The sequence below is a fragment of the Mesorhizobium sp. B2-6-2 genome (genome assembly GCF_006440615.1).
In the GTDB taxonomy this organism is placed as follows: domain Bacteria; phylum Pseudomonadota; class Alphaproteobacteria; order Rhizobiales; family Rhizobiaceae; genus Mesorhizobium.
Window position 1 is genome coordinate 498,503 of sequence record NZ_VFUG01000001.1, and the last position, 14,467, is coordinate 512,969.

13 protein-coding genes are annotated in these 14,467 nt (G+C 62.5%); 9 read left to right on the forward strand and 4 right to left on the reverse strand.

The genetic code is table 11. From position 1 onward, the window contains the following. Nucleotides 1-138: 138 nt before the first annotated feature. The 9 genes from FJ419_RS02525 to FJ419_RS02565 all read left to right on the forward strand — a co-directional run bounded on the left by FJ419_RS02525 (nt 139) and on the right by FJ419_RS02565 (nt 9,384). Nucleotides 139-870 carry a FadR/GntR family transcriptional regulator gene (locus FJ419_RS02525; protein WP_140688122.1) on the forward strand — a complete coding sequence of 244 codons (732 nt, stop codon included), beginning with the start codon at nt 139-141 and terminating at the stop codon, nt 868-870. Further along, nucleotides 867-2,087 (forward strand): PLP-dependent transferase, encoded by a 1,221-nt coding sequence (locus FJ419_RS02530; protein WP_140628849.1) that lies wholly within the window; start codon nt 867-869, stop codon nt 2,085-2,087. Before FJ419_RS02525 ends, FJ419_RS02530 begins: the two co-directional genes overlap by 4 nt. A 25-nt stretch (nt 2,088-2,112) precedes the next feature. Continuing rightward, nucleotides 2,113-3,390: a sugar ABC transporter substrate-binding protein gene (locus FJ419_RS02535; RefSeq protein ID WP_140687228.1), complete on the forward strand. Its 1,278-nt coding sequence runs from the start codon at nt 2,113-2,115 to the stop codon at nt 3,388-3,390. 189 nt (nt 3,391-3,579) lie between these two features. Continuing rightward, nucleotides 3,580-4,503 (forward strand): sugar ABC transporter permease, encoded by a 924-nt coding sequence (locus FJ419_RS02540; protein ID WP_140687230.1) that lies wholly within the window; start codon nt 3,580-3,582, stop codon nt 4,501-4,503. Continuing rightward, entirely contained in the window at nt 4,503-5,351 is an 849-nt protein-coding gene (locus tag FJ419_RS02545) for a carbohydrate ABC transporter permease (protein WP_140687232.1), read from the forward strand. The genes FJ419_RS02540 and FJ419_RS02545 overlap by 1 nt, the downstream gene beginning before the upstream one ends. Nucleotides 5,352-5,354: 3 nt before the next feature. Then, the gene (gene ugpC, locus FJ419_RS02550) at nt 5,355-6,422 is read left to right on the forward strand and encodes a sn-glycerol-3-phosphate ABC transporter ATP-binding protein UgpC (RefSeq protein WP_140687234.1); all 1,068 of its coding nucleotides are present in this window, start codon (nt 5,355-5,357) and stop codon (nt 6,420-6,422) included. Nucleotides 6,423-6,635: 213 nt separating this feature from the next. Then, on the forward strand, nt 6,636-7,121 hold the full coding sequence (locus FJ419_RS02555) for a hypothetical protein (protein ID WP_140687236.1): 486 nt from the start codon (nt 6,636-6,638) through the stop codon (nt 7,119-7,121). 126 nt (nt 7,122-7,247) lie between these two features. Continuing rightward, the gene (locus FJ419_RS02560; protein WP_140687238.1) at nt 7,248-8,687 is read left to right on the forward strand and encodes an aldehyde dehydrogenase family protein; all 1,440 of its coding nucleotides are present in this window, start codon (nt 7,248-7,250) and stop codon (nt 8,685-8,687) included. Between the two features lie 121 nt (nt 8,688-8,808). Beyond that, nucleotides 8,809-9,384 carry a DUF1349 domain-containing protein gene (locus FJ419_RS02565; RefSeq protein WP_140687240.1) on the forward strand — a complete coding sequence of 192 codons (576 nt, stop codon included), beginning with the start codon at nt 8,809-8,811 and terminating at the stop codon, nt 9,382-9,384. Nucleotides 9,385-9,653: 269 nt separating this feature from the next. On the opposite strand, the gene FJ419_RS02570 is transcribed toward FJ419_RS02565, so the two are convergent. From FJ419_RS02570 to FJ419_RS02585, 4 genes are all read right to left on the reverse strand, one after another. After that, complete coding sequence (locus FJ419_RS02570; RefSeq protein WP_140687242.1) at nt 9,654-10,937, reverse strand: O-antigen ligase; 1,284 nt, start codon at nt 10,935-10,937, stop codon at nt 9,654-9,656. A gap of 19 nt (nt 10,938-10,956) precedes the next feature. Further along, nucleotides 10,957-12,051: an acyltransferase gene (locus FJ419_RS02575; RefSeq protein ID WP_140687244.1), complete on the reverse strand. Its 1,095-nt coding sequence runs from the start codon at nt 12,049-12,051 to the stop codon at nt 10,957-10,959. A gap of 116 nt (nt 12,052-12,167) precedes the next feature. Continuing rightward, complete coding sequence (locus FJ419_RS02580) at nt 12,168-13,346, reverse strand: polysaccharide biosynthesis/export family protein (RefSeq protein ID WP_140629722.1); 1,179 nt, start codon at nt 13,344-13,346, stop codon at nt 12,168-12,170. A 184-nt stretch (nt 13,347-13,530) separates the two neighbouring features. Further along, on the reverse strand, nt 13,531-14,208 hold the full coding sequence (locus FJ419_RS02585) for a sugar transferase (RefSeq protein ID WP_140544958.1): 678 nt from the start codon (nt 14,206-14,208) through the stop codon (nt 13,531-13,533). Nucleotides 14,209-14,467: the final 259 nt, after the last annotated feature.

Genomic DNA, 14,467 nt, shown 5'->3' on the forward strand with positions numbered 1-14,467 from the left:
GACGATTTGCCGACTTACCATTCCGCGTTGTGACCGGAGAACCCGCCATTCGCGTCGGGCCTGGTTTCGGTTGTTGACACATCTTTCCGCATGTGCAGAAATTGGTTGGACCATTGAACCACTTTAGGCTTGGCCGGTGTGACCGATTTCCTGCCCCCCATCCAGACGACGGCGCGCGACGACGCGGTGCTGAAGGCCTTGGCGGGGTTCGTGCGGCAGGAGGCTCTGGGTCCCGGCGAGAAGCTGCCGACGGAGCGCATCCTCGCCGAACGCCTCAAGGTCAGCCGCAACACGGTGCGTGAGGCGCTGACGCGCTGGGAAGGCCTCGGCCTTGTCGAGCGGCGGCAGGGTTCGGGCACCTACCTCAAGGCCGCCGTCTCGCCCGATATGTTGCACATGCCGCTGACATTAGCCGGTGGCAATGATTTCGCCGGCCTGATGTCCACGCTTGAGATCCGGCGCGCGCTGGAAGCGGAGGCCGCTGCGCTCTGCGCCATTCGTGCCGGCAAAGCTGAGCTCGCCGAGATCGAGCGCAAGCTCGACCTCATGGAAGAGGCCTTCCAGACCCGCGCCGGGATGTCCTCGGACGAGGACTGGGAGTTCCACCAGGCGATCTTCCGCGCTTCCGGCAATCCGCTGTTCGAGCAGATCATCGCCGCCATGTACGAGCTGTTCCACCGCTTCTGGGAGCATCCTCTCGGCGTGCGCGACTTTGGCCATGCCAGTTTTCCTTATCACCGGACCATCTTCAATTGCATCGCCGCGCGTGACCCCGATGGCGCTCGCGCCGAGGCGCTGAAACTCATCGCCACCGTCGAGGACGATTTGAAGCGCGGCGCTGCCAACCTCAAACTTTCGGACCGCAGATGAACGAGCAGCCCAGCACTTTCGACCCGGCCTCGATGGCCAGCGACTATCTCGGCGAGGCGGCGACGCTTCTGGCGCATGACGATCCGTTTCCCGACGGTGCGGTGGTGCCGCCGATCTACCAGACCTCGCTGTTCACCTTCGCCAATTATGCCGACATGGCCGACACCTTCGCCGGACGGCGAAAGCAGCCGATCTATTCGCGCGGCGACAACCCGACGGTGATGGAATTCGAAGCGCGTGTCGCCGCGCTCGAAGGCGCGGAGGCCGCGCGCGGCTTTTCGAGCGGCATGGCGGCCATCAGCGCCACGGTCCTTGCCTTTGTCGGCGCCGGCGAGCGCATGGTTGCCGTGCGCAACTGCTACGGCGACGCCTACCGCCTGTTCGAGCGGCTGTTCCCGCGCTTGCACATCAAGGTCGACTATGTCGACGGCTCCGATCCCGACGCGGTTGCCGCGGCACTTCCCGGCGCCAAGCTGCTCTATCTCGAAAGCCCGACCTCGATGATGTTCGAGCTGCAGGACCTGGAGCATCTGACGCGGCTGGCGAAGGAGCAGGGCATCGTCACCACCATCGACAATTCCTGGGCGACGCCCGTCTTCCAGAAGCCGATCTCGCATGGCGTCGACCTGGTGCTGCATTCGGCGTCCAAATATCTGGGCGGCCACAGCGACACTGTCGCCGGTGTGGTGGCGGGCTCGGCCGCCCACATCAAGCACATCAACGAGCAGACCTATTCCCAGCTTGGCGGCAAGCTGTCGCCCTTCGAAGGCTGGCTGTTGCTGCGCGGCTTGCGCACGCTGCCGCTCAGGCTGCCGCATCACATGAAGAGCGGGCTCATCATTGCCGAGCGGCTGAAGGCGCATGGCAAGGTCGAGCGGGTCAACCACCCCGCCTATTCCAACCACCCCGGCAAGAAGACTTTAGCCGGCTATGCCGGCCTGTTCTCCTTCGAGGTCGCCGAGGATGTCGACATCCCGGCCTTCGTCGATGCGCTGAAGTTCTTCCGCATTGGCGTCAGCTGGGGAGGCCATGAAAGCCTGGTCGTGCCGGCCAAGGCCTCGCTCGAGCAGACGCCGGGCATCAATTCGATGGCGCGCTTCGGCGTCAGCCCCCGAACCATCCGCTTCAATGTCGGATTGGAAAATGTCGAGGACCTCTGGGCCGACATCGCCCAGGCCTTCGACAAAAGTAAAGCCTTCGACAAATCAAAAAAATAGTCGTCCAAAAATGGGAGTCCCGAAGATGAAAAGACTGACCTTCATGTTTGCCGCCGTGGCCGGCCTGGCGATTTCCGCCAGCGGCGCGCTGGCCGACACCACCATCAAGCTGGTCGAGGTCATCACCAGCCCGCCGCGCACCGAATTCCTGAAGAAGCAGATCGCCGAATTCGAGACCGCCAATCCGGGCATCAAGGTGGAAGTGGTCTCGCTGCCCTGGGGCCAGGCCTTCGAGAAGTTTCTCACCATGGTGCAGGCCGGCGACACGCCCGACGTCGTCGAGATGCCGGAACGCTGGATGGGTCTCTATGCCAACAACGGCCAGCTCGAGGATCTCGGTCCCTTCATGGACAAATGGCCCGACGCCAAGACGCTCGGCGACCGCGCCAAGCAGTTCGGCTCGACCGTCAACAACACCCAGTTCATGATCCCCTATGGCTATTATGTGAACGCGCTGTTCTGGAACAAGAAGCTGTTCAAGGAAGCCGGCCTCGACCGGCCGCCGGCAACCCTCGACGAGTTCGTCTCCTTCTCCAAGAAGATTTCGGCCATCCCCGGCAAATACGGCTACTGCCTGCGCGGCGGCCCCGGCGCCTTCAACGGCATGCACATGTTCATGAACATCGCCGACGGCAAGGGCGGTTATTTCACCGACGACGGCGTCTCGACCATCAATGACGAAGGCTCGGTCAAGGGTCTGCAGATGCTGGCCGACATGTACAAGAACGGTCTGGCGCCGAAAGATTCGGTGAGCTGGGGCTTCAACGAGACGGTGACCGGCTTCTATTCCGGCACTTGCGCCATGCTCAACCAGGATCCGGACGCGCTGCTCGGCATCGCCGACAAGATGAGCGCCGACGACTTTGCGGTCGCGCCGTTGCCCGTGGGCCCGAGCGGCAAATCCTACCCGACGCTCGGCTATGCAGGTTGGGCGATGTTCGCCAATTCCCAGCACAAGGACGAGGCCTGGAAGCTGATGGCCACGCTGCTGTCGCCCAAGGACAATCTGGAATGGGCCAAGGAAGTCGGCGTCGTCCCGATCCACAACGGCGCCGACCAGGACGCGCATTTCAAGACCGAGCAGTTCAAGGGCTGGTTCACCGAGCTCAGCGACAGCTCCAAATACGAAATGGTGACGCCGCCGACGCATCTGGAGAACCTCGGCAACTTCGTCGACCAGGTGGCGATCAAGAATTTTCAGGAAGTGCTGCTCGGCCAGAAGCCGGCCAAGGATGTAGCCGACGAATGGGCCAAGTTCCTAACCAAGGAACAGCAGGACTGGATGGCCAAGAACAAGAAGTAAGCGCAGGCCATTTCCTTCTCCCCGTTCACGGGGAGAAGGTGTCACGAAGTGACGGATGAGGGGCGGCGCTGACTTCTGAAAGGCTGGCTCCGCCCCTCATCTGCCTGCCGGCATCTTCTCCCCGTTGAATGGGGAGAAGGACGCTGTCGCCGTCCCCGGCACCCACTCACCACCGTAGAGCCAAAACCTATGACCTACGCCGTCTCCGAAATCCGATCCGCCGCCCGGCCGCGAAAGCAACGGCTGAGCAGGGCCGCGATCGAGCCGTGGCTCTATCTTTCGCCAGCCATTATCCTGCTGGTCCTGGTGCTTTTGGTGCCGCTGGTCATCGGCATCAGCTATTCCTTCCGCAAATTCTCGGCCTTCAAGTCGCAATATGTCGGCCTTGCCCAATACCAGGCGATGCTCTCCGACCAGGTGCTCGGCCAGGCGCTGATCAACACGTTGTGGTGGACGGTTGCCAGCCTGTTCTTTCAGTTCTTCCTTGGCCTGGGTCTCGCGCTGCTGCTCGACAAGCCCTTCTACGGCCGCAAGGTCGTCCAGGCGGTGGTGTTCCTGCCCTGGGCGGTGCCGTCCTTTCTCTCTGGCCTCACCTGGGCCTGGCTGTTCAACCCGATCATCGGACCGCTGCCGCATTGGCTGTTCGCGCTTGGCCTGAAGGCGGAGCCGACCAACGTGTTGTCCGATCCCGCCACCGCCATGTGGGGGCCGATCGTCGCCAACATCTGGTTCGGCATCCCGTTCTTCGCCATCACGCTGCTGGCGGCGCTGAAGTCGATCCCCTCCGAGCTGCATGAGGCGGCGGCCATCGACGGCGCTTCGCCCTGGCAGCGCTTCACCAAGGTGACGCTGCCCTTCCTGGCGCCGACCATCATCATCACCGTCATGCTGCGCACCATCTGGATCGCCACCTTCGCCGACCTGATCTTCGTCATGACCGAGGGCGGGCCGGCCGGCTCCACAAGCACGGTGCCTGTCTACATCTATGTCAGCGCCTTCAAGTCGCTCGACAAAGGCTACGCTTCGGCAGTCGCGGTGCTGCTTCTGGTGCTGCTGATCGCCTACGCCATCGGCCTGATCGCCATCCGCCGCACCTTGGTGAGGCACGTCTGATGATCGCCGGTCGCTCCACTTCCTCGCGCATTTTCGGCGGTATCGGTCTCTACGGCGCTATCGCGGCTTACGTGATCTTCGCGCTGTTTCCGATCTTCTGGACGCTCAAGATCTCGGTGACGCCCGAACGCCTGCTCTATTCCGAAGGCATCACCTTCTGGCCATCGCAGACGACCTTTCAGAATTTCGTCACCGTGCTCGAGGCCTCGGACTTTCCGCGCTATTTCCTCAACAGCGTCATCGTCTCGGTGTCGACGGCCGCCATTGTCACGGTCATCGCCACTCTTGCCGGCTATGCCATGTCGCGCTTCACTTTCCGCGGCAAGGCGACTTTGGCGATCCTGTTGCTGCTCACCCAGACCTTCCCGCTGGTCATGGTCATTCCGCCGATCTACCGCATCATGGGCGATCTCGGCCTGACCAACAGCCTGATCGGCCTGATCATCATCTACACCGCTTTCAACACCGCCTTCGCAACCTTCCTGATGCAGTCCTTCTTCGACGGCATCCCGAAAGACCTGGAGGAAGCGGCGATGATTGACGGCTGCACCCGCGCTCAGGCGATGCGCCGGGTGATCGTGCCGCTGACCTTGCCCGGCATGGGGGCAACGCTCGGCTTCGTCTTCACCGCCGCCTGGAGCGAGTTGCTGTTCGCGCTGATGCTGATCTCCAGCGACGAGCAGAAGACCTTTGCCGTCGGCCTGCTCACCTTCATCGGCAAGTTCGCCGTCGACTGGGGGCAGATGATGGCGGCCTCCATCCTGGCGCTGATCCCGGTCTGCGTCTTCTTCGCTTTCCTGCAACGCTATCTCGTCACCGGTCTCACCGCCGGCGCGGTCAAAGGATAAAAGATGGCTTCCGTCACGCTGCAAAACGTCGAGAAGGATTACGGCGCGCTGCGCATCCTGCACGGCGTCGATCTCGAGATCGCCGATGGCGAGTTCGTCGTACTGGTCGGACCGTCCGGCTGCGGCAAGTCCACGCTGCTGCGCATGATCGCCGGCCTGGAGGAAGTTACCGGCGGCGAGATCCATATCGGCGAGCGGCTGGTCAACGACGTCGCGCCGAAGGACCGAGACATCGCCATGGTGTTCCAGTCCTACGCGCTCTACCCGCATATGGATGTCTCCTCCAACATGGGCTTCAGCCTGCTTTTGAAGAAGGCCGAGAAGACGACGATCGACGGCAGGGTGGGCGCTGCCGCCAAGCGGCTCGGCCTCGACGCCTATCTCGGCCGCCTGCCGCGCCAGCTTTCCGGCGGTCAGCGCCAGCGCGTCGCCATGGGCCGCGCCATCGTGCGCGACCCCAAAGTGTTCCTGTTCGACGAGCCGCTCTCCAACCTCGACGCCAAATTGCGCGTCCATATGCGCGCCGAGATCAAGGCGCTGCACCAGCAGCTCAAGACCACTTCGGTCTATGTCACCCACGACCAGGTCGAGGCTATGACCATGGCCGACCGCATCGTCGTCATGCATGACGGCTATGTGCAGCAGGTCGGCCGCCCGTTGGAGCTTTACGACCGTCCGGTCAACACCTTCGTCGCCGGCTTCATCGGCTCGCCCGGCATGAACTTCTTGCCGGCTAAGGTCGCCAAGGGTGGCAAGGCGGATGCCGTGCTCGCCGATGGCCAGAAGCTGCGGCTGCCGGATGGCCTGCCGCTCAGCGATGGCGACGACCTCACCATCGGACTGCGGCCGGAACACGTCAAGCTGGTCGACGACGGCGCGCTGAAGGCCGAGGTCGAGGTGGTCGAGCCGCTCGGCCTGTCGACGCAGTTCTACGTCAGGCTGGCCAACCAGCAGGTCTGCGTCTTTGTCATGGGCCGCAGCGATGTGAGGCCAGGCGACAGGATACGCCTCGCCGCCGATCCGACGGCGCTGCATCTGTTCGATCCGGTGAGCGGCGATCGTATCGGCTAGCTGGCCAACAGCGGCGCGTCATCGGAACGCTCCGCCAGCAACTCACCGGCCGCAGACGTGGGTGTTCAACTCAGGCGCGATCGTCTCGCTGGTCATGGCAACCAACTTGATCGCTTAACGGTCGACGTCTTCGAGAATGCCGAGCAGTGAATTGCGGCTTTCGAGGCCCACGCTCTGCTAAACTCCTGTTGATTCGTCTCGACAGGAAAAGGCATGAGCAAGGCCCTCGGCACATTCGCACTGGTCACGGTTTTGAGCGCTTTGCTGATGGCGCTGTCATTGGCCGTGGCGAGGCACGGCTATCCCTATGGCGCGTTCGGCGTGAAGCGTCTCGACGGCATCGCCGAGGCCGGCTCGTTCCTGGCGATCGCGGCCGTCTATTTTTTCGCTGCCATGCTGATGATGATCCTGCCCATCCGCGCCGCCGGCGTCGTGCTGACCCATGCGGCCGATGCGATCTTCTGGGCGACGATCGTATTGTTCGCGACCATCGTCGGCTCGCTGCTTGCCAGATGGGCCTTCGGCCAGCACGAGGTGCTCTGGGCGCTTTTCAACTGGCGTTTCCTGTTCGTGGCAGTGATCGTTGCGGCGCAACTCACCATGAACGAGCTTCGCCGCAACATCCTGCTCAGAAGCCTGTTCTTCGTCGCCTTCGGCGCGGTCACGCTCGCCTGCCTGTTCTGGTCGTTCTCGACCTGACGCGGCAAGGCCCTAGGTTTGTCGCAGAAGGCCGGTAGACCTGCCACGGGACAATCATTATATCATTTGTCCGACAATTGACCGGCCGACGGACTGCCGCTACCCCCAGCTCCAAGGAACAAGACAATGACCGTGCTGCGTAAGAACCTGATCGACGGCGAGTGGCTTGGCGAGGCCGGCTCGCGCAACATCAACCCGTCGAACACCAACGACATCGTCGGCGAATATGCTTCGGCCGGGCCTGAACAAGCCAAGCAGGCCATCGCGGCCGCCAAGGCGGCCTTTCCGGCCTGGTCGCGCTCAGGCCCGCTGGCCCGCCATGCGGTGCTGAAGAAAACCTCCGACGAGATCATGGCACGCAAGGACGAGATCGGCCGGTCGCTCGCGCGCGAGGAAGGCAAGACGCTGGCAGAGGGCGTCGGCGAGACGATCCGCGCCGCGCAGATATTCGACTTCTTCGCCGGTGAGACGCTGCGTCTGTCGGGAGAGATGGTGCCGAGCGTTCGGCCTGGCGTCGGCGTCGAGATGACGCGCGAAGGCGTCGGCGTCGTCGGCATCATCACGCCGTGGAATTTCCCCATCGCCATCCCCGCCTGGAAGGTCGCGCCGGCGCTGGCCTACGGCAACACGATCGTCTTCAAGCCGGCCGAACTGGTTCCTGAAAGCGCCTGGACCATCGTCGATATCCTGCACCGCGCCGGCCTGCCCAAGGGCGTGCTCAACCTCGTCATGGGCAAGGGTTCGGTGGTCGGCCAGGCGATGCTCGATGATCCCGATGTCAACGCCATCTCCTTCACCGGCTCGGTCGGTACCGGCAAGCGCGTCGCCGCGGCAAGTGTGGAGCACATGCGCAAATTCCAGCTCGAAATGGGCGGCAAGAATCCGCTCGTCGTGCTCGACGACGCCGATCTCGCGGTGGCCGTCGACTGTGCGGTCAACGGCGCTTATTTCTCGACCGGACAGCGCTGCACGGCGTCCTCGCGCCTGATCGTCGCCGACGGCATCCACGACCGTTTTGTCGACGCGATCAAGGAGCGGCTGGACAAGCTCGTCATCGGCGATGCGCTCGATGCCAAGACCCAGATCGGTCCGGTCGTCGACCAGACCCAGCTCAAGCAGGACGAGGATTACATCGCCATCGGCCGCCAGGAAGGCGCCGAGCTCGCCTTCGGCGGTGACCGGCTTGAGCGTGGCGCGCCTGGCTTTTATCTGCAGCCTGCGTTGTTTGTCGGCTCGACCAATGCGATGCGCATCTCGCGCGAGGAGATTTTCGGCCCGGTCGCCAATGTCATCCGCGTCAAGGACTATGACGAAGCGCTAGCTGTCGCCAACGACACACCGTTCGGCCTCACTTCCGGCATCTGCACCACCAGCCTGAAGCACGCGACGCATTTCAAGCGCAACTCCGAAGCCGGCATGGTGATGGTCAACCTGCCGACGGCGGGCGTCGATTTCCACGTGCCGTTCGGCGGCCGCAAGGGCTCGAGCTACGGCCCGCGCGAACAAGGCCGTTACGCGATGGAGTTCTACACCACGGTGAAGACCGCCTATACATTCGCCGGCTAGAGCAATTCCAGGAAAAGTGTTGGCGGTTTTCCGTCCGGAATTGCGTAAAAACAAGGAGATAGGGCGTTTCGCCGTTTCCATGAAACGGTGAAACGCACTAGTCCAATCCGGGAGGAGAGCGATGAGCGTGGCCGACATGACATGGCTCAACCCGCCGCCGCACCACACGGTCGGCGACGGCACGCTCACCGTCCGAACAGGCAAGGACACCGACTTCTGGCGCGAGACCTTCTACGGCTTCTGGCGTGACAACGGCCATTTCCTCTACCGTTCCGTCGAGGGTGATTTCAGCGCAGAAGTCACCGTCAAGGGCGACTACAAGGTGCTCTACGATCAGGCGGGGCTGATGCTGCGCCTCAGCGAAACGCACTGGATCAAGGCCGGCATCGAATACACCGACGGGCTGGCATACTTCTCCGTCGTCGTCACCAACGACACGTCCGACTGGTCGCTAGTCGCCATTGCCGCCGGCAAGGACGGCGTCAGGATCCGCCTGACCCGCCACGCCGAGGCGATCCGCATCCAGTATCTGGACGCCTCGGACGGCCATTGGAAACCGGTGCGCCTGGCCTATTTCCCGATCTCGAAATCGGTCGATGTCGGCATGATGTGCTGCTCGCCGCAGCGCGAAGGCTTTGAGGCGACCTTTTCCGGCTTCACGATCGGGCCGGCGATTGCAAGGGACCTGCATGGGTGAGTGCGGAACCGCGTGGTTCTTTCGCGATTGCCGCGACAAGGGTAACACGGCGCCTTGCCAGACGCAGCATGGCACGGGCCGGCGGCCAGGCAAACCTTCGCTGCCGTTTGGGGGCAAGGCTTTTCTGCGTACCAGGCTGCGCCGTTGGAAAACCGCCTGGCGCGGCAGGCCGATGTAATAGGCGTTTACCACGGCACGTGCAGGATTTCGAGCTTGGGCAAGCCGATCGGGCGGATCCCCAGATCGTTGGCGAGCACGCCAAAAGCCTCTCAGGTCGGTGCCGGCATGCGGCCGATGGCCGGCCTCTCGTCCTCGGCGGGAATGGCCATCTGGCGGCGCCGGAAAGCCGGCAATGGGCTCAGCTTGAACAGGCCGTAATAGACGACGAAGGACGCCATGAAATAGGGGCCGAGCATCTCGACCTCGAAGAAGGAGCGGATCAGCATCAGCCCGGTCGCGCCGGCAAGCACCACCGAATCGGCACTCCACCCGCCGAACACCACCTTCGATACGTGGCCGTAGAAGGCGCGCAGGATGACCAGCGCCAGCAAGGTGACGCCGACGAAGCCGATTTCGACCAGCGTCTCGACATAGGTGTTGTGGAAGTGGAAGCCGGAGCGCGTCGAGATATAGAATTCCGCCCACAGCCGCTCCGGATCGGCAAAACCCTGCACCCAATAGGCGGCATAGCCATAGCCGAGCAGCGGACGCTGCTGCGCTGCTTCCCAGCCCTGTTCCCACAGATAGGTGCGGCCGGTGAGCGTCGAATCCTTGCCGAAGATGCCGAGCACGACATCCAGCAGCCCGAGGTTGAGCGCTGCCACCACGCCCGTCACCAGCGCCCCGGCGCCGACGATGAACAGCACCCGGCGATAGCGTCGCGACAGGACCTTGGTCATGGTGAGCAGCGCCACGATGCCAATGACCGCCGGCAGCGAGGCCACCGACGTCGCCGAATGGGCGATTGCCAGCATATAGACCGACAAAAGCATGATCGGCGCGGTCCAGACGAAGCCCAGCCAGTTCCGTCGGTAGAAGACAAGGAACGCCAGGCAGAAGAAGATGCCGAGCGAAGAGAAGAAGCCGACCTGGTTCTTGGAACCGAAGGCGCCGACGAAATTGACCGTGCCGTCGAGAGTGTCGAGCGCGTAACCGCCGACTCCGAGTGAATAGAGCAGAACGAAGAAGATGCCGATCAGCGAGCCCACCACCAGCGTGCGCACGCTGATGGTCCGCGCCGCGACATAGGCGCAGACGATATGCGAAGAATATTGCACTGCCGCGCGCGCGCTGATGCCCGCCGCCTGCGACCAGAACACCGAGAGGCAGACATAGGCCGCAAGCAGAATGGGCAGCCAGGCGCTGGAGAGTTTCCAGGTGAAGCGCCGATAGTCGACGAACAGCAGCGGCAGCCAAACGGCGTAGTAGGCGAGGATCAGGATCTGGCCGAAATTGGGCGAGTAGGCGAAGGCGAGCGTGGAAACCGCGACGGCGAAAATGCCGTAGGTCTCGTTGCGATCGGGATCGATCAGGATGGATTTTGGAATCTTCATACCGGCTTTTTGTCCCGCGCTAAGCCACGGCCCGGGCGCGCTGCATCTGCCGCTGCAGGAAGCGCCGCACCGGCTCGTCATAGACGCGCGTGGCGATGTCAGCGATGACGACAATCATCGCCGCCATGACGATGCCGAATAAGGGATGATGCGCGAACGGATCGATCGAGAAGGCCTTGCCGGCCCCGGCGATGATCATCAGCATCGGCGTGTGGACGATGTAGATCGGGTAGGAAATCCGCCCGAGCCAGCCATAGACGCCTGACAGTCGCGGCGCGGTAGGCGCCACCGCGCCGGTCATCACCATGATCGGGAAGACGATGACGATGGTGCAGAGGTCGTAGGCAATGCGCGCGCCGCCGGCAGCCGGGGCAATGGCGAAGACGGCAAGCGTGAGCAGGATCGCGCCCTCGACCCAGAAGCCGCGCCGCAGGAAGCCGAAGCTGCCCTGCCAGCGCGCCATCGATCGGCAGAGCAGCACGCCCAGGAAGAACGAGAAGGTTACGCGCGGCAGCCCGCTGACGATGGTCTTGCCAGTCATGCCAAAATCGAGCGTGCCGGCGAAAACCGAGGCGACGACGAGCAGCACGAGGCTGGCGCCGACGATCCCCGTCAGCACCCGCCGCGACAGGAGCACGAAGACAGCGACATAGGCGATGTTGACGATGAGCTCGAAGAACAGCGACCACGATGCCGGGTTGAGAGGAAAGATCGTGTGATAGGCGTCGCTGACCAGCGGGATGAAGAACATGCCGGTCGTCAGCTGCATGCCGATCTCGGACAGCGGCATGTATTCCGCCGGCATCAATCTGTTCTTGACCAGCAGATAGAAGAAGCCGAGCAGCGTGCCGGCTAGATAGAGCGGATAGAGCCGGATCAGGCGGATGGCCACGAAAGTGCCGAAGCCCATGCCGGTTTCGATCTTGCGGTCATAGGCATGCGCGATGACGAAGCCGCTGAGCAGGAAGAACAGATCGACCGCGAGATAGCTCGACGGCAGCACCTTGCCGTCGGCGAGGAATGGCGAGAAATGGTAGAGCATGACGCTGATCGCCGCCACGCCGCGGATGGCGTCGAGGTTCAGATACACGTGACGCTGGGCTGCGGGCTGCATGTTATGCCTTCAAGCGGTCCAAACAGATCGCTCGCCCGCGCTGCGCGCGAACGAGCCTGGCTTGTCCCTCCCGCCTCCGTTCCCGGTTCGCTTCGGACAAACCCGGGCCGGCGGCGCTATTGGCTGGCCGTCGGCGCCAGCTTCACCTTGATCACGTCGCCCGGCAGGATAGGCGTGTCTTCCTTGGCTTCGACCTCGCTAGTCTTGCCGTCGACGACGCGCACCAGCGAATAGAGCAGGGCTGGCTCTTCATTGCCGGTGTAGGCGGCAGCCGTTGCCGGATCCGATGCCTGTGCGATTAGGCCCTTCTGCATGCCGACCCTCAAGGCCGCCTCATTAAGGTTCGCTTCCGTTGCCTGCCGATCGGCGGTGAGGGTCGAACCCAGTGTGTTGCGGGCATCGATGGCGTCCTGCTCCGCCTTGCTGATCGACTGCTTGGCGGTGAGGATGGCCGTCTCATAGTCCAGGATCTTGCCCTGCAGGTCGGTGACCGACTGTTGCGAGGAAAGCAGGCGCGCATTGGCGACCAGGCCCTTCTGCGCCAGTGGACCGATGCTGTCGGCCTGCTTCGAGGCCAGATCGACCTGCTTCTGCTGATTGGCGATCTTTTTTTGCAGCGATTCGATTTCCGACTGCAGAACACCCTTCAGATCATCCAGCGCATCGAGTTTCAGCTTCAGCGATTTCTGGTCGGAGACCAGGATTGCCGTTTCGTCGGCGACGATGGTCGGCAATCTCGAATCGCCCTGAATTTCCTGAGGCACCTCGAAAGTCGTTTTCCCGGCGAGGTCGGCGTCGATGCGGGCTCGCCTGACCATCAGCCGCAAGCGCTGGTCGTCATAGATTTCATAGCTGCCCTTGGCGGTGATCAGATCCTTTTCGAGCTGCGGACCATAGTCGGCATTGCGCCTTATACCGCCGGCAATGCTGATTGCCTTGAGCACAGTCAGATCGGGCACGAAGGGAAACTGCCCGGGGTTCTGGACTTCGCCGGAAATGTAGAACGGCCGGAACTGCGCCATCTCGACCGAAGCTTCCGGCTTGTCGGGCAGCGCCAGCTTGCGCTGCAATGCAAGCCCGATCGCGGAAGCGATCTCCGCTGTCGTCTTGCCGGCGGCCTGCATGTCGCCGACGAACGGCACCGAGAGCGTCCCTCCCGGGCCGACCGCGTATTCGCCATTGAGGGCCGACCAATCGCGGAACGTGCCGTCGACCGTCTGCCATTCGGCGACCCGGATGTTGAGCTTGTCCAGCGGTCCAAGCCGATAGTCGCTGGCGGCAGCGACCTGCGGCATGACCAGCAACGCAGCAAGCAAGACGCCCCCGAAGCGGGCTGTGGTCCTGGATATGAGACTGCATGCGAAGGGCAGTCCGAAGAGGTCTTTTGTCAAATACGTTTTCCGATTCGCTTTGGCCCCATCCGCCCGATGAGATCACTGCCGGATGCCTGCCCCGAATCTGGCGGAGCAGGCCCGTCGGTCAATAGCTGCCGCGTGACATCCACACGGCAGGAACAGTCTTGAAGATGATGCGAATATCCCCGGACAACGACCAGTTCTCGACATAATGGCGATCGAAGGCGACGCGCGTGTCGTAGGATACGTCGTTGCGGCCGCTCACCTGCCACAACCCGGTGAGACCAGGGCGCGACTTCAGGTAATAGACCGCCGCGCTGCCGTAGATTTCCAATTCGTCGCGCACGACCGGGCGCGGGCCGACAAGACTCATGTCGCCCTGCAGGATGTTGAGGATCTGCGGCAGCTCATCGAGGCTGAGCTTGCGAAGCACCTGGCCGACACGGGTGACGCGCGGATCGTTCTTCAGCTTGCGCGTCGCGATCCATTCGGCGTTGGCTTCCGGATTGGCCGCCAGATACGCAGCGAGCACGCGCTCGCCATCCGGCACCATGGTGCGGAATTTGAGGCAGGAGAAAATCCTGCCGCCGCGGCCGATACGCTTGTGGCCATAGAAGATCGGACCGTTATCCGAAAGCTTGACCAACAGCGCGACCATCAGGAAGAGCGGGCTCAGCAGGATCAGCCCAGCCAGGGAACCAACGACATCGAAACTGCGTTTGAGCAGACCGCCGATGGGGGGTGGAAAATCAACGCCGGCCTGCGCAAAACTCGCATTAGCCGACTTGGCGACGTCCCTCATGCAGAAGCTCCATACGTTGAACGGATGGTTTACGGCAAGATACCAAAAAAATGCTGCAGCGCAACACACAATTTCCCATCGCGTTGAAATGTTCACGTCATGAATTGATTAAATAATAAACCTGCCTTGCCCAAATTTTCACCTTTGTGGCGCGTTTATGACAAGGTGAGAGAAAACCAGGAAAATGTAGTCCGCTTTTCGGGCCATTTTTGGACAGTGCATTCTTTGCTGCAGAAGAAACTCGGTTGCATGCCGCTGG